We start from the raw sequence: 20,315 nt of genomic DNA, 5'->3' as shown, positions 1-20,315 counted from the left end.
TTGTAAATTAAGTTGCAACAATCAAATTTAACTAGCGCTATCACTGGGAGCAAAGTATGGCAAGCCTCGTGGTAGAGTTCGGCTAAGTCGATATTTTGGGTGGCGACAAGTTGGCGGCGGTATATTTCAGTTTTGGATCGCAAAGTAAATAATTTACACTCTTGAAAGTGGGACGGGCGGGACGCCCATCCCACAAGAACCATCAATAAGTTATTTAATTCTCATTCCTTTGCTGTTGACTTGATTTGCGATCGCACCAACAATTTTCGATCTGATAGGTACTTGTACGGATTACGAAAATAGTGTTAAGGCTACTAATCAAACCAACTTTCTCACTTTTTATACTCATCTTTGTTAATTGTGGCACGGGCGTGTCGCCCGCGAGCCATCGGCAGTTAAAAACTCCAAAATTTATGGTACTTTTTCCGATCGAGCAACTAACTGTGATATATATAACTCACTTTTCCTAATTTATATGTAATAATACTTAATTAGATAAATAATTTTACACTATGCGGTCGATCGCCAATGTTAGCTATCGACAACCCAAACAGAATCGATGCCAAATTAAAAACAACATTTCCAGCTCCCTCAATGAAAATAGCCGCGTGTGGCAGTTAATTGCAGTAAATTCAAGTCAGGGATTGATAAACAGATTGAATTTCCAAATTTACACACGATTTTCATATAAATTGACAAATTTAGCCAAACAAATTAATTCTAAACTGTTAGAATAGCTAACAGTTAGTATTACTGCAATTGCGGTGCAGAGCGAATACCTGTACTGTCTATAAAGCAAATTAGCGATCCGTCCATAATTAAATGCCCGAGTCGCCTATACTTACTTACACCCCCCTGGGAAAAGTAAACTAAAAACCTAAATAAGTCACTGAAGCACCCTCCGAGCAAGTGCAGGAGCTTCACAGAAAGCCTCTGTTGACGCCAAGGTTTTTTTACTCAAACATGAAATTTGATTTGTATGCTGCACCAACCGAGCATCCCTTTTGCTCACGCCACCTTGCTGAGTACAGCAATGGTGGAGATTTTTCAGGGGGAAGAAAGATGAATTTGGAACAATCCTCTACAGGAATAACCCCCGATAGCTGCGCTGCGGCAGTAGTGGAAATCATTCCGCTGATTGTGGGGTCGATTCGAGCCCAAATGCGAAATCAAGGAGAACCCTTTTTATCGATATCTCAGTTTCGCAGTCTCATGTTTCTTTACCGCTATCCAGGTTCTTCTTTATCCAAGTTAGCAGATTATTTGGGGGTAACTCGACCGACTGCTTCTGCAATTTGCGAGCGCTTGGTTCAGGAAAAATTTGTAGACCGCAAAGAACATCCTCAGGAACGGCGAGCGGTGGTGCTGAAACTGACAGAAACTGGTCGTGCGAGGCTCGAAGAAATTCAAGCGCTCACCTGTAGCAATATTTCGCCAATGTTCGAGGATTTGTCTGAGGAGCAGATGGAGAGCGTTTTAGCAGGATTGACGTTACTCAGAGAGGTGTTTGACGGCAAATCTAACGATCGGTAAAACCTCATATACATCTATTTACTGTTTAATCTGTGACATATAGGTTGTAGGGTACGTAGTCCGCACCCTACAGCTTTTTTTGACCTATAGCCCAATACGGTTCATTTAACACTCCTTATACTTGGATATCCCCCTCGCATCCTCGTTAAGAAGCAGCGTGGTTTTATAGTCATCACAAAAATTAGGTACGTAGTTGGGCTTGGGCCCTCTTTATCCATAGGCCTAAAGAGGGCTTAAGCCCAACTACGTACCTTGATTAGGAATAACAATTTAATAACTTAAGCAATGTTTGCTCGTTGCTCGTTACCAGGAAGAGCCTAGTAATGCAGATTCGGAGGCTCTGCTTCCCTTTACCTTGCCGCTTATGGAGATAGAGGATAGTTATTACATAATTTACTTTTTGGCTGAATTTAACAGCTTTGCTAAAACGTTTCGCGTTATCTGCTGAGCTCCGGCATTTAAAACAGGCGATCGCAACTGCGGCGCATTGTAATCGTCTAATCCCCACGCCCACTGCATCGAACCAGTCGCGAATACTTTCGCCCCCGAATCTGCTGTATAAACCGTCATGTCAGCATAGCGAGTCCCGCCGCCGTGAGGGTATGGAGAATGCCCGACCCGAACTATATTTTTCGGAGCATTGCCAAACATTCGATCGACTTCATAACCCAACAGTCCCGGTAACTTGTCGCCCTGTTTTAACTGAGTTTTTTCCAGCAGCCAATCCGGGGCATTTTTATCAATCACAATATCAGAATTAACTTGAAATGTCTCGTACATAACACCTATCAAAGCATCTTCTGGACTTCCGATAGAGTGGTCTCGCCAGCGAGTTGTTACTAAAGAATTAAGTGCTGGCGATTTATTGTAACTTGTTGCTATTTGAGTGCTTTCTAGTTGCTCTGTTCCATAGCTTAATTCCCCAGTATTAGCTATTTTTACTATCGAATTAACGGCGCCTAATTCTTTTTGTAATGCGCCCATAGGGTCTAAATCTGCCATTTCTTTATAAGCAACCACAGTTCGGTTTACTTCCCTAGTAATTCGGCTGGGTTCTAGGCGGATCTGCCAATAGCAAATATTGGAACCAAAAAATCCGATGCTGACGCCTTCATCTCTAGCAGCTTCTATATTTTCTCGCATATCTCGCGACCAGTATTCGTCGTGACCGACGGACAAAAATGCTTTGTGAGACAACAGCAACCGGGAGTTAAAATGCGTGTCAATGTTGGTGGCATAGGTAACATCGTAGCCTTCTTTTTCCAGCCACCTGACCATATTGTATTCCCAACCAGCGCTCGAAGTTCTCCTTTTTGGCTGAAAATTTGTCAGAAATTCCCCCGCACCTACGCCGTAAGCTGCTTTGCGGTTGGGACTCATGGCGTAGGGCCGATTAAACGAAACCTTGTAAGCTTGTTTTGCCATGCTGTTCCAGCGGTAAAGGGATTTGTGACCCCAATTGTTGTACGCTTGGAAAGTGGTAACGCTGGATTGAAATAAAATGTCGGATTTGCGATCGTCATCCCGCACTATAAAGATGATATAACTTTGTTTCCCGCTGATACTGGCAGTGAGTTTAGCTAAATAAATGCCGCTTGTCCAGTCGGAAGGGCGATCGGGAATTCGCAAAATATACGGGTCTTTCCAATCGCATTCTATCAGTCCCGATGCTTCATCTTCTCTCGGCGGAGGCTGTCTGATTCCCTTCCGCACAATTGGGTCATTCATCCGGCGGCCACCGAGTCCATTATACCATCCGGTGCGGAATATTTCTATGCTATAATTCGGTTCTTTAGTGTTGACAAATAACTTAATTTCGCCGCCGAGATTGACGCTGGTCAGAGAGGCATAACCTTCGATTTCTCGCTTCGTAGCAGGATTTTCTAACTCCCAGTCTGGGGTTCCGGGTTTTTGGTTTTCTCGGGCTGTGAGATTGGTGCCGATAGCACTTTTTGCGATATTTGAATAGTCTTGAGAATGTGCTGCGCTGTTAGACAAAAAAGGGGCGGCTAAGCCAAGTGAGAAAGCTTTCAGAAACTCTCGGCGGCGCAATTTCGACAATAGTTTAACTGTCACTGGTTTAAGTCTATGAATTTTAGGTGATAGATTGTACGGTTGGGTTTGGGTGTATCGGGCGTAACAATACTTTACAATAGCCCTGGAAACATCATACCTGAGATAGATTAATTTGCGATCCTCTTCGAGGGCTTCGCCAACGCGCGATCGTCCTACTCCGACTGAGTGATTTGTCTGAATTTTTCTTCACATATAATGTATTAGGTCTTATGATGTATGCCTTATGGCGTATGTCCCATCACCGAACAGTTTTAGATAGAAAAGCCGATTTGAGATGTTTTTAGGTACAAGTCCCCGGAAGCATCCGCGAATCGCCTCTAAAATCTAAAATCTGAAATCTAAAATCGGATGATTTATTTGTGTGAACCAGCTTTATGAGTGAATCAACCAATCCACCGCTATCTCCACCAGTTTCTCGACGAACCGCCCTCAAATTCCTCGGAGTCGGTGCCGCAGGCGGGCTGCTGGGCTACTCTCGATTGTCCAAGCCCGAACCCGCCGTTTTTGTGCAAGATACTCTTGACTTGCCGCGAATGCTGAATAAACCCAAAACCGTTGCAGTTGTCGGCGCAGGATTAGCAGGGCTCGCCTGTGCTTACGAACTGAGTCAGCGGGGTTTCGCCGTGACGCTGTTGGACAAATCGCCCCAACTCGGCGGTAAAATTGCTAGTTGGCCGATACAAGTCGGCAACGAAACCTTTATGATGGAACACGGTTTTCACGGTTTTTTTCCGCAATACTACAACCTCAAAAGTGTGGTCAAAGAACTAGAAATTACCGATAACTTTGTATCTTTAGAATCCTACGCCGTTGTATTTCGAGACGGCAAATACCAACCAGAAGTTTTCCGTCCCAACCATTCAGCTTTCCCCTGGAATATCGTTGATTTGGGGATATCTTCTCCGAATAGGCTCAAGTGGGGAATCAATCTGACAAAACCCGCTCACTGGCAAGTCTTTCGGGAAATCGGCGGTTTTCAAACTCAAAAAAGTTTCGCTCGCCTTGACAATATATCAGTTGCTGACTGGGTAAAAGGTGAATTCCCGCGCGGACTTTACGACTTGTATTTTCTGCCTTTTGCCAAGTCCAGTCTCAACGCTCCCGACGAATTGAGCGTGGGAGAATTAATGCAATTCTTCCACTTTTACTTTTTCGGAAATCCCGAAGGTTTGGCATTCAACGGCACGCGGCAAGATATGGGCACGAGTTTGGTGCAGCCGATTGCCAGATCCATTGAAAGTAAAGGTGGCAAAGTATTGACAGATGTCGCAGTTAGCGGAATTCACTGGGAAAACGGTCAGATTGATTCTTTGACTTATCAGTCTGGAGACGTGCAGAGTAAAGTACCTTTTTGGGTAAAGCGAAACGCGCTGTTAACTGACAGCAACTCTACGGAATATTTCGGCGCTGGCGACAGCGTGTTTGCCGCCGCACCCGGAGGAAAAGAGGCAATTTCTCTGAGCTGTACTCACCAAGGCTGCACGGTTCAGAAACAAAATGACGGTCAATTTCACTGTCCTTGTCATGGGGCAGTTTTTGATGCTGATGGGCGAGTTGTGAGCGGGCCTGCTCAACGGGATTTGCCTCGATTTAAAGTAGTTGATAAAAAATCCGATGAGATACAGTTAGCCACCGCTCCTAATAAGTCGCAACCGCAGAATGCAGGGGAAACATTGAAGGCTGATTATTATGTATTTGCGGCGGATGTTCCGGGGATGCAGCATTTGTTTAGTTTGGCCAGCGGTGAGGTGAATCCGCAGGTGCAGAGCCGAATTGAGGAATTGAAAATAGCCGATCCGTTTGCGGTTGGGCGTTTTTGGTTCGATCGCGATTTTGCCTGGGAACACAGCAATTTTAGTTCGCTTTCCGGCTACAAACTGACTGACAGCATCACACTTTACCACAAAATCCAGGATCAGTTCATCGAGTGGCATCAGAAAACTGGCGGTAGCGTAGTGGAACTGCACGCTTATTGTTACAAGGAGAAGGAATTCCCCAACCAGGAAGTTTTGCTGGCTACTTTTGAGCAAGAATTGTATGAAATTGTACCGGAATTAAAAGCAGCAACTCTGCTGCACCGGGAGTTGGTAAATCAAAAGAATTTCTCGGGCTATCCGCCCGGTAGTTATGCGGAAAGGCCGGAGACTTGCTGCGCTGTTCCCAATCTGTTGTTTGCCGGAGATTGGGTAAAAATGCCTTTTCCTTGCGGTTTAATGGAAAGGGCGGTGAGCAGCGGTTTGTTGGCAGCTAATGCTATTTTATACCAGGAGGGTTTGCAGAGGCGATCGCTCTTGACGGTGAATCCCGAAGGCGTGCTGAAAATCTAAGGTTTGCAGCGGGGCGGATTTTCAATCGTGTCCGCACGAATAAAAACTGGTTCGTAGTGAGGACTTTAGTCCTCAGGAGAAGAAGGACTAAAGTCCTAACTACGAACCTTAAAAAAAACTGGTTCGTAGTGAGGACTTTAGTCCGCATCCATAGAAGGACTAAAGTCCTAACTACGAACCTTTTTATTTTATTTCGAGTTAAATTAGCACACAAAACATTGGTTTATGGCTAAAAGAATCTGGTGGCAAAAACCGCAAATCCGCACCGACGAAGAACAGCAATTGCACCGAAAAGTTAGCTGGCTGGAACTCTTTTTTGACCTGGTATTCGTAGTTATTATTGCCGAATTATCGCACAATTTGGCGATCGATGTTTCTTGGGTAGGCGCGGGTAAATACATCTTGCTATTCTTGCCCGCGTGGTGGGTTTGGATCGGTGCAACTTACTATAATGAGCGGTTTGAGACAGAAGGAATTGAAAATCGATTGTTTACGTTTCTCCTAATTTTGGCTGTAGCGGGATTGGCGGTATTTTCCCACCACGGTTTAGGAGAAACCTCTGTGGGTTTTGCCTTATCTTACGTATTTGCGCGATCGATCGTAACTGTTCTCTGGTGGCGTGCTGGTTACCACGAACCGAGTTTCCGCCCAACTGCGAAACGGTTTGTCATTGGTTCTAGTATTTCGATCGCCTTTTTTATCTTATCCGTTTTCGCACCTCCCCCAACACGTTTTATCTTGTGGGTAATTGGCTTATTTGTAGATATCAATACCCCGATATTTACCCTCAGACACCAATCAAAACTCCCCCAATTTAGCAGTTCCAGACTTCCCGAAAGATACGGACTATTTATGATTATAGTTTTGGGGGAAGCCGTAGTCAGCGTAGTTCAAGGATTAGCCGCCAAAGAACACTTTGAATTCGCCCATGCCATCACTGGAATTCTGGGAATGACGCTGATTTTCGGTATATGGTGGATATACTTTGATTTTGTCGCTCGCAGGCCTCCAAAACCTGCAACTGGTTGGGTATTTGCTTGGGGATATTTGCATATGCCGCTGGTAATGTCGGTGACGGCAACGGCGGCAGGAATCAACAATGTAATTGCCTCGAAAGCAACAGTGCTGCCTTTGAACGTGCGGTGCTTAATTTGTGGTTCTTTAGCGATTTCTTTAGCTGTGATTGCTCTACTAGAAACCACTTTGCGCCGAGATGAGGACGAACCCGCTCACCCGATATGGAGTCCTGCCTTAAAGTTAGCTGCGGCGGTTGTGACACTAATTGTAGGTCTTTTCGGAGGATTAGGAGCGATCGCTCTCCTGAGTTTGTTGGTAATATTACTAGCAATTCAGATGAGTTACGGTTTGTGGGTGTGGTTTCGCTGAGGAGAAAAGTCAGAGCTTGGGAACAAAAAAACATCCGCGTGGCTTTGGGTGCATCTGCGGGTAAAATGTTGAATGAGTATAAAGCAAGAATAGATGCTGAAGAGTAACTGGAAAATTCCCAATAAATCTGTAACGTTTGATGATTTTGCAACAGAATACGATTTCGCTGCCACCTTGGAAAGCCAGAACGATTTTTTTACTAAAAATCTGTCTTCCAACAAAGGTACAGCATTAGATATTGGCTGCGGTTCTGGCATTCTGGCTTGGGAATTAGCTAAGTATTACGAGCGTGTAGTGGCGGTAGATTTATCAGCAAAAATGCTGGCTATTGCTAGTCAAAAACGCTCAGCCCCCAATATCGAATACATCCAAATGGATGCCAGTCAATTAGCGCTCGATCGCCAATTTGATTTAATAGTTAGTGCCACCACTTTTCACCACCTACCCAACCTACCCGTCGCCCTCTCAGGCATTAAGAACTTGTTAAATCGGCAGGGTAAAATTGTCTTTTTAGATAATGTCTCAGAAGTCGAAACACCAGCCACCCTCGGCTACATTATAGGTGCAATTAGAGATTTTATTCCCGATTGTTCTAAATACGGATTTCGCGATGCTTCAAGATTGTTGAAATTTAGATTGTCGCCAAGCTGGTTGAAGCATTTAGCGAGCGACAGGTATTTGTCAGAAGGGAGATTTAAAAGAATTTACGGCCGTTGCTTTCCCGGCTGTTATTTTGTAAGATTGGGTTGTTCTATGGGCGTAATTTGGGAAAATTTGTAATGCAAAATAATGCGATCGAATCGATATCTGCAAGGGGAGAAAAAACTCACATCCGCGAGTTGGGCATTAATTTGGAGCAATGGTATGCAGTCGCCCGCAGCACAGAGGTACAGAGTCAGCCCCTAGCTGTGATATTGTGGCATCGGGCGATCGCACTTTTCCGCGACAGTACAGGCAAAATCAACGCCTTAGAAGACAGGTGCCCGCACCGACAAGTTAAACTCAGCCACGGCAAAGTTAAAGGCGATTTAATCGAATGCGCTTACCACGGATGGCGATTAAATGCAAGCGGAGAATGCGCCGAAGTCGATTATTTAGCAGAAAACCAAAAGCTACCTAACTGCAAAATTCGCTCCTATCCAGTCAAGGAGCAAAACGGTTTTATCTGGCTGTTTCCCGGCGACAAAACCCAAGCCGAAAAAATAGATTTATTGGATTTGCCCGAGTGGGAACATCTCAATTATATTGCCACAGTCTCAGTCATCGACTGTCAGGCACACTATTCATTTTTAATTGAAAATTTGATGGATATGTACCACGGACACTTGCACGATGATTGGCAAGCTTGGGCAAATCCGGTATTAGATAGTTTAGCAGAAGACGAGCATCAAGTAACAGCTCGCTATCAAGCACAAAGTTATTACAAAATAGATAAAATTTGGTCAATTTCCCAGTTATTTTTTAAGTCTCTGCGCCGACTGCACCCGGAACCGCTTGACGTGAGTTATGTTTACCCGCACTGGGTTTCAACATTGGGAAGCGACTTTAAGATTTACTGCTTGGTTTGCCCGGTAAGCGAGACAGCAACTCGCGCTTATTTAGTTCATTTTACCTCATTAAATGCGTTTTGGCGGCTGCACAAATTGCCTGTGTGGTTTCGCAAGTTTATCAAAGATAGCTGTTTCGGTGCCGCTCAAAAGTTATTAGATGGTTTGGTGCGGCAGGATGTGTTAATGATTGAGGAAGAACAGCAGGCTTTTTTGCAGAATTCGGAAAGAAAGAGTTACGAATTAAATCGGGCGTTGGGTAGCGTGCAAAAGTTGATGAGAAGTCAGGCGGAAAAAGAGTGATTCAGCCGCAGATTGACATCTGCGGCGCGACGAATGGAACCAGCCTGCACAGGCTAAGTTGAGAGTTCGCCTTTCCAAGCTTGAGCATGGTATTCTAGCAACAGGGAAAATTGACTTTCGGGAAGCAATTACCAACCATACCTAACACAGGAACCAAGCATGAACCGTGTCAGCATCAAGGGTGAACAACATCCGATTAAAAAAATCTTTAGCGATGACTTTATGTTCACCATTCCCCTCTACCAGCGTCCCTATGCTTGGACAAAGGAGGAAGCTGGGGAACTGCTGGAAGACCTGCTAACATTCTTGGGAGATGGTAACGAGACGATTGATGAACTCAACCCCTACTTTCTAGGCAGCATAGTTTTGATTAAATCGGAGCAGCCAGCCGCTGAAATTGTAGATGGTCAGCAACGTCTAACGACTCTCACCATACTACTAGCTGCTCTCAGGGCATCATTGCCAACAGAACACGCCAATGACTTGACCACTTTTCTATACCAAAGAGGCAGCTTGATTGCGGGTACTCCTAATCGTTACCGTTTGACTTTGCGCGAGCGAGATGCAGACTTTTTCAAGGAATATATTCAAAATGAAGGTGGTATTAACAAGCTCAAAGAGTTGAACAGTGTTGAGCTGATGGATAGTCAGAAGCTGATTAAAGAAAATGCACATTTATTCTTGCAACGTTTCCATGCAATAGGCGAACATTGCTGTATACGCCTTGCCCAGTTCATCATTACTCAGTGCTTCTTAGTAGTGGTTTCTACGCCTGACTTTGACTCTGCATATCGGATATTCTCTGTGTTGAACAATAGGGGATTAGATCTTTCTGTAACTGATATCTTGAAAGCTGACATTATCGGAAAAATACCCGAAAGTCAACAAGAAAAATATACTAAAAAGTGGGAAGATACCGAGGAGAATCTGGGACGCGAGTTATTCAAAGATTTGTTTTCTCATATTCGCATGATTAAGGAAAAGAAAAAACTTAGCAAGAGTATCCTTAAAGAGTTTCAAGAAAACATCAATCCTGCGGCTGGGCCTCAGCAATTCATTGATGAAATTTTAGCTCCTTATGCTAAGGCTTTTTCGGACATTTACAACTTAACCTATGAAAGCGAGGCGCGTGCACAGGAAATTAATCAACTATTTAAATGGTTAAACAAAATTGATAATTTTGACTGGGTACCACCTGCCATTCTCTACCTATCTCGCAACCGTAACCGTAATAACCCCGATAATTTGCTGCGTTTCTTTAGAGATTTAGACCGCCTTGCCGCAGGTTTAATGATTGTCCGCGCCAATATCAATGAGCGCATAGAACGTTACAGCAGATTGCTTACTGCTATTGAGCAAGAGGAAGATTTATTCAATTCCTATTCACCGCTCCAGTTTACTCCTGAAGAGTCAAACAATATCCTTAGAGTCCTCGATAGTGACCTTTACCTAATGCAAAAAATTCGTCGTTATGTTTTGGTGCGCTTAGATGCTGCTCTGTCAGAAGGTGAAGCATCTTACAACTTCTCCAACATTACTGTCGAGCACGTACTTCCCCAAAATCTAGGTGCTAATAGTGAGTGGATGAAGTGGTTTGCTAATCAGCAAGAGCACGCTCAATATGTACATCGTCTTGGCAACTTAGTTTTACTATCTTGTGCGAAAAACACTCTGGCACAAAATTATGATTTTGATGTAAAAAAACAGAAGTATTTCACCACTAAAACAGGTGTTTCACCCTTTGCACTTACTACCCAAGTGCTGCGGGAACAGGAATGGACGCCAGAAGTAATCGCTCGACGACAGAAAGAGCAGATTAATGTTCTCAAGAATCTTTGGCGCTTATAGGATAATTGAATTGGATATCAAATTGCTATTATCTGTCCATCAGCACAAAAGCCAGAGCTAAAATTAACAATCAAACCAGAAATTGCTTCGGGTGCATCTGGCGCAAGGAAGAGGGCGAAGCATGACCGCATATAAGTTATTAGTTATCATCTCCTATTTTCTGCGGTCATGCTTCGCCCCTACGCATATATTCGCTTGCATTGAGATGCACCCATTGCTTCAAGATTGAAAGCTAAAATCAAAGGAAAAGTTACTCATCCATAAATTAAAATAGAACCCTGTTGTTGGGTTCTCTTCTTGTTCTTGCGAACGAAACATGAAAAAAATTGGCGCGGCCTACACTGCTCTATCGAACAGTTCGGTCGTACATTACTGATTATAGCTTGCTTCTTAGCAGAAGGCAACCCATATTTCTAACTTGCCCGAAGGCTACACAGCCCAAAACCTACATCTGATGGCTCGATAGGATTGGTTACACCTCTGCTAAAAAATCGCAATTCATCTGCGTTAATCTGCCGTTATCTGCGGTCAAAAAAATCGATATCCCGCAGCACAAACCTTACTTTTTAGGCCGCTGCTGCTGGTAAACGCTGACAACTTTGTCCGCATAAGTAGCAGTGGCGCCACTTTTGCAAGCTGCGGAGTCCCCTGTCATCCACCAGCAAGCGGCGCGGCGGATAGCGGTTAATTCATTGTTGCTGCTAGCTTTGTATTCGTCGCGCAGCAAATCGCCGACGATACAGGTAACAATTGTTTTGGCTTTTGTGGCGTCGGCTTCAAATTGTTGCGGTGTTAAATCTTGTTTGGTACAGAATTTTGCCCAGCGGGAAATATTACCCGGCAAAACTTGCCACTGACTGTACATTCCGTCATTTGCGGTTTGCGGCGGGGCGGCTTGTCGCAGCGCTTCTACGAGGGCGGAAACTTGCGCGTCGGTGACTGCGGCTGCGGCTGGAAGTGTTTGGAATCCGAGACTCACGATTAGGCTGCTGAGTAGTAGATTGGTTTTTGCGATCGATTTAAAGTTCATTTACAACTCCCTGTTTTAATCAAAGTTTCCTGCACAAGGTTTACCTGAAAGGCGATCTCATGCCTCTGTCTTAAGTATGATTTGCTTGGGGAAGGCGGTGGCGATTCCCTACGGGATAGCTACGCTTCACAGCCTTATTATAGAAATTGGCAAAGAATTAGGATAAAATTGTGGAAGTACAACCCAGGGAAATTACAAGTTACGGTACATCAGATGGCAAATTTCCTTTCGACGAGTGGCTTGATTCCGTTCGCGATCGGAATGTCAGATTTAGAATCAAGTCTAGGCTTGACCGAGTTCAACAAGGCAATCTCGGAGATATCAAGTCAGTAGGAGAAGGAGTTTTTGAACTCAGAATTAATTATGGCCCGGGCTACCGCGTCTACTTCGGACAAGTTGGGTTGACAGTGGTGGTCATCCTGGTAGCCGGAGATAAAAGCACTCAAGAACAAGATATTCGACAAGCCATAGCATACTGGAAAGATTATGAAAGACGTGAAAGCACCGACAAGTCATAGCTACCGCGAGTACCTCATTGAATCTCTCAAAGAGGCTGAAGAAGCTGCTGGTTACATCGGGGCTATTTTGGAAGAAAAAGATCCTGAACCCGCACTTTTGAGAAATGCCATCAGAAATGTGATTGAGGCTCGAATCAGGATGAATGCTCTTTCTGAGTCAGCAAAAGAAGTTCACGAAAAACTCGACAAGATGCTGACTGAAAGCGGCGGTTCTGAAATTTACAGTTTGGTAGAATTGCTTGAAGCTTTAGGGTTTAAACTAGAAATTACGATCGCAAATATTGAGTTGCCGGCCGAGTCGGAATCAACAACTTTTGTGGAATCAGAATTATGCCCGGAACCAGCAAATTTATAACCAGTTGGAAGTCGATCGCATTCTGTGCATCGGTCAAGGCGGGTTTATAGATATTGTGAATGTGAATCAAAGATTTTTTGTGAATCCGCCCCTACAAATATGGTCGTTAATTCACCGAGAATCATATCACCGCTCTATCGCAAAATCTAATAGTCGGTGAGCCATTTCTAGCTTGCTGCAAGGTGCAATTTCTACTTGCTTCCCGGCGGTATTAATTAATATTGCTTGATTGGTATTGCTGCCGAAACCAGCACCTATTTTATCGATCGGGTTTGCGGCAATTACATCCAGCTTCTTAGCCCGCAATTTCTCCACCGCAGGCTTGACAATATCCCCAGTTTGTGCTGCAAAGCCGATGAGTTTTTGGTGTGGCTGCTTCAAGTTCCCCAACTCTGCCACAATATCGGCTACAGGCGCTAACGGTAAAGAATTGGGGAGCGATCGCTTTGGCAATTTCTGATTACTGCGATCGACTGGTTTGACATCCGCCACCGCCGCCGCCATCACCGTCAAATCGGCATCGTGAAAGCATTCTAGCATCGCCTGTCGCATTTCTTGGGCGCTGGTAACTGCGATCGCCCGTACACCAGACAGCGACAATTCCCCAGTTATGCTGTGTACCAGCGTCACAGCCGCGCCGCGATGCAGTGCAGCTTGCGCCAAAGCTATGCCCATTTTGCCCGTGGAAGGATTGCCGATAAACCGCACCGGATCGAGGTGTTCTCGGGTTCCTCCCGCACTGATTAACACCCGCTTGCCCGCTAAATCTCGATCGCCCTTGGTATACAACAGCGACTCAATATGAGGCAAAATCTCATTAGGTTCAGCCATCCGGCCAACACCCGCGCGATCGCACGCCAGCATTCCCGCCCCCGGATTCGCCGCATGATAGCGCCGATAAGTCAACACTTCCCGCCAATTCCGCTGCACCGCCGGCTGTTCCCACATATCAGTATTCATCGCCGGCGCCAGCAAAATTGGGCAAGTAGAAGCTAAGACAGTATTAGTCAACAAATTATCAGCAAAACCCCCCGCCAACTTAGCCAAAGTATTAGCAGTCAGGGGAGCAATTACAAAAACTTCCGCCCATTCTCCCAGTTGAATATGCAGCGGGCGGCCGTGATTTGCTTGCCAAAAATCCCGATCTGTAAAAGCAGGATGGCGGGAAAGAGTAGCAAAAGTTAAAGGCGTAACAAACTCCCCGGCCGCATCAGTAAGAATCACTTTAACTTCAGCTCCAGCCTTCGCTAAAGTTGAAACTACTTCACAAACTTTGTAAGCGGCAATCCCGCCACTAACGCCGATTAAAATTCGTCTACCTTTCACCATAGGATTTTATATTTTAGATAGGGAGCATCTCAGTTTTGCATATAGTGCGAGCGTCCCCGCTCGCGAGTATTATACTGCTCGCGAGCGGGGACGCTCGCACTATAATGAAAAATGCTTTTTTCAAAAATGAGATGATCCCTTTAGATAAAAAACGACTTACTTATAATATTATTTGGATATAAGATTGGTTGGTAGTGAGGACTTTAGTCCGCATCCATGAAGGACTAAAGTCCTCACTACCAACCTTGTTTCATATTTCAATAAAAAAGAATCAAGAAAGAAGTTGAGATGAAAACAGACAAAAATCCATAACTCATCTGTTCAATCCGCAACAAAATATGCTGCTAACTTCTTCCTCAATCCCGTCGAAATTTTGAGCTAGATTTTTAAGCCTATGCTTCGTCGTAGGCTTCCATATCCAGAAGGTGGAGATAGGGTTCAACCATCTCCGGCCGCTGAAAGGCAAGCGATCGCAACAAATGCCAATCATTCAATCCCTCAAAAGGATCTGTATAATCGTCAACTTCCAAACGGACAGCCAATTCTGCCACGTCCTCAGAAGTAAGTACAGCAATATCGCGCGATGCTTTGGTTAAAGTTTTCATTTTTTGACCCTGCCCGAGACTTCCGCCATACTATATCCTAAGCCTTTAATCAGATTTAGACACAGTTTCTACAACAAAACTTCGCATTACATCTACAACTTCCGGCAGAATCTCGTGTCCCATGTTAAATTCTCGATACTGCACGGGTGCTCCCCAAGCAGTCAAACTCTCGCGCGATCGCACCGCAGCACTAACGGGCACAATATTATCTTGAGTACCGTGCACGATCGAAACAGGCGGCAAAGCACTCCCAGCAACGGGCGAAATCGACGAGTGCAAATAACCGCTCAGACAAATTAAACCAGCTACGGGCAAAGTCAAACCCACATCCAGAGTCATCGCTCCGCCTTGAGAAAAGCCTCCTAAAATCGTGCGAGACAAAGGCACGCCCGTGCTGCTTTCCAAAGACAGCAATAATTCCTTCAGCAATTCCCTGCTTTCTACCAATCCCTCAGCATCTTTGTTTGCCAAGTCATACCACATTTTGCCACCCATTACCTGGGGATGGGGAAACGGAGCATCGGGAAACACAAACTGATAATCCGGCAAATTGAAAGCCGGTGCTAACGCAGTCAAATCCCGAGCATTAGCACCCCATCCGTGCAAAGCGACAATTAAAGCGACTGGTTTGCGATCGGTGGTTGGCGGAATGCTAATAAATTGTAAAGACATCGTAATTAGTAATTGGTAATCAGACCTTACTACAATGATAAATTGTCGCGGCGCGTAAAATCCCAGATATTTGTTTTCGGTAATATTTAAATGTAAATTAGGATGTGCTTGCTAATATCGTTTCCGGTTGCATCGGTATTGTTTAAACTGTCAACTGTCAATTAAGGATCGCAAATTAAATAATTTATACATATTTGTGGGATGGGCGTCCCGCCCGTCTAGAAAGAACGGGTTCTCCCGCCCATCCCACAATAACAATAAAAATTGTAAGTTATTTAATTCTCATTCCTAAGAGGGCCCGCACTCTTGGCACCGCCATATAACTGTCAACTGTCAACTGTCAACTGTCAACTGTCAACTGACGCGTACCGCTGATGAAATATTAGCAACTGATTGCTCGGGCTGTTGCCGCACGGGTACCTCAATCCAGAATTCAGTTCCCTCTCCCGGAGCCGATACGCACCTGAGCGAACCTTGATGTTTTTCCACTATTTGATAGCTAATCGACAATCCCAATCCGGTACCTTTGCCTACAGGTTTGGTAGTAAAAAATGGCTCAAACAAACGTTGTTTTACCTTCTCCGTCATGCCCGCTCCATTGTCCGCGATCCGCACGCACGCACAATTATAACTTAAAAGTTCAGTGCGAATCACAATGGTAGGTAAACAAGGCGACTCTGAGGAAGATTTTGCGATTAAATGTTTATTTTTTGCGCCGTCATACAAAACATCAATCGCATTGCTTAAAATATTCATGAATACCTGATTTAATTGTCCTGCCCAGCACTCCACCAAGGGCAATTTGCCGTATTCTTTGATAATTTTAATGCCGGGAAAATCACCGTTAGCTTTTAGCCTACCGTCCAAAATCATCAAGGTACTGTCAAGGCCTTCGTGAAGATCGACCGACTTCATTTCAGCTTCATCCAAACGCGAAAAATTTCGCAGAGAAAGCACAATCTGGCGGATGCGTTCGGCTCCTACATTCATCGATTTTAGGAGTTTAGGCAAGTCTTCACTAATGAATTCCAAATCGATCTCTTGTAGTTTTCCTTGTACTTCTGGCGTTGGGTTGGGATATTGCTGCTGGTATATTTTCACAAGTTCCAGCAAGTTTTGAGTATATTCGCCTGTATGGCTCAGGTTGCCAGAAATAAAGCAGACAGGATTGTTAATTTCGTGAGCGACTCCAGCCACCAACTGCCCCAAGCTGGACATTTTTTCAGTTTGGATTAGTTTTAATTGCGCTGACTGTAAATTTGTCAGTGCCGTTTCTAGTTCAGCGGTGCGCTCTTTTAGTTGAATTGTACGATCGCGCACTTGGTGTTCTACTTTGGCTGTACGTCCTAGAGACATCAACAGGTAAGCCGTCAAGCTGCCACTCATCAAAAGCCCGATCGCGCCAATTGCCAGCGAACCCTCATGGGCGCTCAGACTATCGTACCCCTTTCCCGGCAAAACTAGCAGCATCCACTGGCGGTCTGCTACGTTGAATGTGCGAGTGCAAGCACTCTTATTTTCACAGATAGGTTGCCGGAGATTAGTTAACTCTGGATGTTCTAGTTGTGGATTATCTATAAACTGCTTGGTTTGCGAGTCGTAGCGCATCAAAAACCGTTCTTTTTCTGTGGCGGAGTTGTCATAGAGATAAAAATTTATGTGGTCTAAATTCAGTGATTCTAAATAAAAATTGACCATATTGGTAATCTGAAACACACCTGAAATCACTCCCCTGAGGTTTTCGCGGCTGTTTGCCGAGTTATCTGGAGAACTTGCGCGGCCAGGTACTGGCAGAAATAGTTGCACTCCAGGTCTATCGTTCTTAATTAATTTAATCTTCCCCGAAGCAGCTATTTTCCCGGTATTCACCGACTTCTCTAAAGCTGCTTTGCGTTCGGGATTGGAAGCCAGATCGAAACCCAGTGATTTTGTATCTGCTTCCAGGGCTTCTCTGTACGTGACAGGAAAATATTCCGATCGCGCTTTTACTGGTACAGGCTTTTTGTCAGCATCTCGCTCGTAGATTTGAAATGCCCGAAAACCTTCGGCTCGAATTGTCTGTTCGTAAGCTGCTTTGTCCGCAGCCGGGACGCGCAAAACCCAGTTTACAGAAAAGACAGCAGCATTTCGGGACAGTGCCGGTTGAACGAATTCCCTCAAATCTTGTCTGCTAACTTCAGCAGATGCGCTGTAGAATGCTTGAATTGAGTACAGAAAATCTAAGTTTTTGTTGATGCTTTGCTGTAAAGTCGCATTCAGGCGATCGGCTTGCTGATGAAATTCTGCTGCCATCCGCTGATTTTCCCAATTCCAGACAACGGCAGCCGCTATCAATGACAAGCCGGCACCCGTGCAAAGAGTCAACGCTGCTGGAATGTAGCGGCGATACGACTGTAAATTTTTCGTCAGTGAATTAAACCAATTGCTCGCAACATTCATATTTCCAGAGTTTTTGGCACCGGAGTGCGATTCGTTTAAATAGTTCTGAATTTCCTTGATAACACGATCGACAGCGCAGAAACAAGATTGTGTCAAAACTTAAGATCGCACAAATATGAATTTATCTTCATAAAGTTCGGTTTCTACGAAAATATTAGTTTGGTAACGACAATATAACAATTACTTTACCTCAGTATAGTGCGCCGAATGCACCTTACACAAGTAGCAATTCGCACTTGATTGTTAAATTTGAGTGGGCGCTACACACCTTGCCTAAATAGCAATTTGCACTTAACCGTCAACACGAAGGTGCGCTTATTACTTTGTGCGAGTAACAATTCGCACCTTTGTGTTGATTTAATTGTATGCAACCCACACCTTACTCAAGTAGCAATTTGCACCTTACAAAATAGTCCCAATTTCCTTCAAATACACCCGAGTAAACGGTTCCCCATCCTCCAGACTGTACTGTTCGATCAAACCTTGGCGGCGGATAGAAATACTATTGCCTTCCCGCACCACCACAGTATCATCATCAGTGCTTTCCCTGAGCAAAATCATCTCTGTTTCCCCCGGATTATCCAGCACCACCATATTACTGCCCTGATAAAACATTCCCTCAGCTTCCAAAACATTTTCGGGATATTCAGCAATCAACAAATCGAGTTTAGGATTTCGCAGCAAAGTTTGCACATTAAGATTGTAATTTTTATGCAAAACCTTTTCAGAACGGTTGACAAAAAGTCCAGTGCGACAAACAGCACCGATTGTCCAATCAGGATGTTGCAACAGAATGTGGTCAATTGTTTCTTGCAGTTCGTGTACCGAAATTCGGTTGAACGTAATAATCGGAATTCTGGCTGACTTTCCAGAATCAAAGAAAGTATCAATAATATGTGAAGGCACATCAACCCCTTCTCCGACAGCCGGGTTGAGGTGCATAAAAATTCCCGGCGCGGCATTGATTTCGATAATCCCAAAATTCCCGGTTTTCCAAGATTTGGCGAGAGTTTCTGTGACAACATCAATCCCCAAACAAGTTAACCGAAAATGCAGGGCGATATCTTGAGCTAAAACAATGTTATCCGGGTGAATGGTGCGGGTAGCATCGATGCTGACGCCGCCTGCGGAAAGATTGGCTACTTTGCGAAGAGATACAGTGCGATCGCGCTCTACGACACTATCCAATGACAGCCCTTGTTCTTCCAGGTACATTTCCATCGCTTCGTCGGACTGAATTTTGCTCATCGCCGAAGTTGGCGTGTCCAAGCGTTCTGTTTTGCGGTTTTCGCGGCGGATCAATTCCCGAATAGTTGAGTCGCCGTCCCCTGTTACCCAAGCGGGCCGACGTTCAGTTGCAGAAACAAACTTGCCGTCAACGCACAGCAGCCTAAAATCCGCTCCTTTGATGCTATTTTCCACAATAACTCGCACGGGCCATGTTTCGGGAATTGCGTTGACTGCTCTTTTAAAAGCCGCCTGCAATTCTTCTGCATCTCGGATATCTGCGGTGACGCCAATTCCTTTATGACCGACTACTGGTTTGATAGCAACTGGGTAGCCAATTTCTCTCGCAACTCCCAGAGCTCCGTTTTCTGTGGAGACGATATCGCCTTTGGGAACTGGAAATCCTAAGGTAGCAAGAAAAGCTTTACAATCGTCTTTGCGCGTGGTAAAATCCGAGTCTAAATGGCTGTCGGAATCAAAAGTTGTGGCAGAGCCACGCACCAGTTTTTTACCGTAACCGTATTGCATCAATCCTTCATCCCACAAATAAAATGTGGGAATGCCTTTTTGGGATGCCGATCGCATTAATGAATAAACTGTCGGGCCTCCGTAAACAGACTGGCGGAACATATTTTGCAGCGCGCCAATTTGTGCTTCTAGGGGGAAATCTTGATTTTGATTGATGGCTTCAAACCAATCCCAAACAGCGTAAACTACGGCTCTGGCGCTGCGGGCGTGAATTGCTTCTATGCTGATTCTGCTAAAGTGAGAAAATGGTTTGACGTTCCAGTGTTGGAAGTGCAAACCCATGTCGAGTTTTGCTACTTCTGAGGCGGTGCGGCCGAACAGTTGGGCGTGGTTCGTGAAGGTTTCGCCTAGTAGTTGCGGGTAGCGATCGCCAATAATTTCATGATAATGTGCGATCGGCTGTGGTGCGATCGCCTCCGTCACCGCAAAATCGAAAACTAAAGCCGCTGTTTCTAAATAAGGGTTTGGCCCGATGTAATGTTTGAAGTTGAAAATATCTAGGACTTACGCATTGACAAAATCACAAAATAGTGCATTGATAAATATGAGTGGTCTACTTTCCAGGTATTTGACAATGAGAAAAACTACCAAA

15 protein-coding genes are annotated in these 20,315 nt (G+C 44.8%); 8 read left to right on the top strand and 7 right to left on the bottom strand.

Going from position 1 to position 20,315, the window contains the following annotated elements; translation table 11 throughout:
• Positions 1 to 1,062: 1,062 nt before the first annotated feature.
• Positions 1,063 to 1,533 (top strand): MarR family transcriptional regulator, encoded by a 471-nt coding sequence (locus JGK07_RS02765; RefSeq protein WP_293196327.1) that lies wholly within the window; start codon positions 1,063 to 1,065, stop codon positions 1,531 to 1,533.
• A gap of 393 nt (positions 1,534 to 1,926) precedes the next feature.
• Here JGK07_RS02765 and JGK07_RS02760 read toward each other — a convergent pair whose 3' ends face one another.
• On the bottom strand, positions 1,927 to 3,609 hold the full coding sequence (locus tag JGK07_RS02760; protein ID WP_293176324.1) for a N,N-dimethylformamidase beta subunit family domain-containing protein: 1,683 nt from the start codon (positions 3,607 to 3,609) through the stop codon (positions 1,927 to 1,929).
• Positions 3,610 to 3,983: 374 nt separating this feature from the next.
• Between JGK07_RS02760 and JGK07_RS02755 the strand changes: the two genes are divergently transcribed.
• The 5 genes from JGK07_RS02755 to JGK07_RS02735 all read left to right on the top strand — a co-directional run bounded on the left by JGK07_RS02755 (position 3,984) and on the right by JGK07_RS02735 (position 11,020).
• The gene (locus tag JGK07_RS02755) at positions 3,984 to 5,936 is read left to right on the top strand and encodes an FAD-dependent oxidoreductase (protein WP_293176322.1); all 1,953 of its coding nucleotides are present in this window, start codon (positions 3,984 to 3,986) and stop codon (positions 5,934 to 5,936) included.
• Between the two features lie 225 nt (positions 5,937 to 6,161).
• Positions 6,162 to 7,322, top strand: coding sequence for a low temperature requirement protein A (locus JGK07_RS02750; RefSeq protein WP_293176320.1), 1,161 nt, complete (start codon positions 6,162 to 6,164; stop codon positions 7,320 to 7,322).
• 93 nt (positions 7,323 to 7,415) lie between these two features.
• Positions 7,416 to 8,102 (top strand): bifunctional 2-polyprenyl-6-hydroxyphenol methylase/3-demethylubiquinol 3-O-methyltransferase UbiG, encoded by a 687-nt coding sequence (locus JGK07_RS02745; RefSeq protein ID WP_293176318.1) that lies wholly within the window; start codon positions 7,416 to 7,418, stop codon positions 8,100 to 8,102.
• A complete protein-coding gene (locus JGK07_RS02740) occupies positions 8,102 to 9,172 on the top strand; it encodes an aromatic ring-hydroxylating dioxygenase subunit alpha (RefSeq protein ID WP_293223909.1) in 1,071 nt (356 codons plus the stop codon). The genes JGK07_RS02745 and JGK07_RS02740 overlap by 1 nt, the downstream gene beginning before the upstream one ends.
• Positions 9,173 to 9,331: 159 nt before the next feature.
• A complete protein-coding gene (locus tag JGK07_RS02735) occupies positions 9,332 to 11,020 on the top strand; it encodes a DUF262 domain-containing HNH endonuclease family protein (RefSeq protein ID WP_293196323.1) in 1,689 nt (562 codons plus the stop codon).
• A 559-nt stretch (positions 11,021 to 11,579) separates the two neighbouring features.
• On the opposite strand, the gene JGK07_RS02730 is transcribed toward JGK07_RS02735, so the two are convergent.
• Positions 11,580 to 12,050, bottom strand: coding sequence for a hypothetical protein (locus JGK07_RS02730; protein ID WP_293176312.1), 471 nt, complete (start codon positions 12,048 to 12,050; stop codon positions 11,580 to 11,582).
• Positions 12,051 to 12,220: 170 nt separating this feature from the next.
• On the opposite strand from JGK07_RS02730, the gene JGK07_RS02725 reads away from it, so the two are divergent.
• On the top strand, positions 12,221 to 12,568 hold the full coding sequence (locus JGK07_RS02725; RefSeq protein WP_293204751.1) for a type II toxin-antitoxin system RelE/ParE family toxin: 348 nt from the start codon (positions 12,221 to 12,223) through the stop codon (positions 12,566 to 12,568).
• Positions 12,537 to 12,923: a transcriptional regulator gene (locus JGK07_RS02720; protein WP_293223907.1), complete on the top strand. Its 387-nt coding sequence runs from the start codon at positions 12,537 to 12,539 to the stop codon at positions 12,921 to 12,923. The genes JGK07_RS02725 and JGK07_RS02720 overlap by 32 nt, the downstream gene beginning before the upstream one ends.
• Positions 12,924 to 13,049: 126 nt before the next feature.
• Here the strand turns inward: JGK07_RS02720 and coaBC are convergent, their stop codons facing one another.
• The 5 genes from coaBC to JGK07_RS02695 all read right to left on the bottom strand — a co-directional run bounded on the left by coaBC (position 13,050) and on the right by JGK07_RS02695 (position 20,146).
• On the bottom strand, positions 13,050 to 14,252 hold the full coding sequence (coaBC, locus tag JGK07_RS02715) for a bifunctional phosphopantothenoylcysteine decarboxylase/phosphopantothenate--cysteine ligase CoaBC (protein ID WP_366516850.1): 1,203 nt from the start codon (positions 14,250 to 14,252) through the stop codon (positions 13,050 to 13,052).
• 392 nt (positions 14,253 to 14,644) lie between these two features.
• Positions 14,645 to 14,857: a DUF2555 domain-containing protein gene (locus tag JGK07_RS02710; protein ID WP_096830400.1), complete on the bottom strand. Its 213-nt coding sequence runs from the start codon at positions 14,855 to 14,857 to the stop codon at positions 14,645 to 14,647.
• 45 nt (positions 14,858 to 14,902) lie between these two features.
• Complete coding sequence (locus tag JGK07_RS02705; RefSeq protein WP_293176306.1) at positions 14,903 to 15,529, bottom strand: alpha/beta hydrolase; 627 nt, start codon at positions 15,527 to 15,529, stop codon at positions 14,903 to 14,905.
• A gap of 354 nt (positions 15,530 to 15,883) precedes the next feature.
• The gene (locus JGK07_RS02700) at positions 15,884 to 18,064 is read right to left on the bottom strand and encodes a CHASE domain-containing protein (RefSeq protein WP_366934276.1); all 2,181 of its coding nucleotides are present in this window, start codon (positions 18,062 to 18,064) and stop codon (positions 15,884 to 15,886) included.
• A gap of 306 nt (positions 18,065 to 18,370) precedes the next feature.
• The gene (locus JGK07_RS02695) at positions 18,371 to 20,146 is read right to left on the bottom strand and encodes an acetate--CoA ligase family protein (RefSeq protein WP_366516898.1); all 1,776 of its coding nucleotides are present in this window, start codon (positions 20,144 to 20,146) and stop codon (positions 18,371 to 18,373) included.
• Positions 20,147 to 20,315 lie beyond the last annotated feature (169 nt).

The organism is Microcoleus sp. PH2017_24_DOB_U_A (genome assembly GCF_020738205.1).
Lineage (GTDB): Bacteria > Cyanobacteriota > Cyanobacteriia > Cyanobacteriales > Microcoleaceae > Microcoleus.
This window is presented reverse-complemented; position numbering and strand designations above follow the sequence as displayed.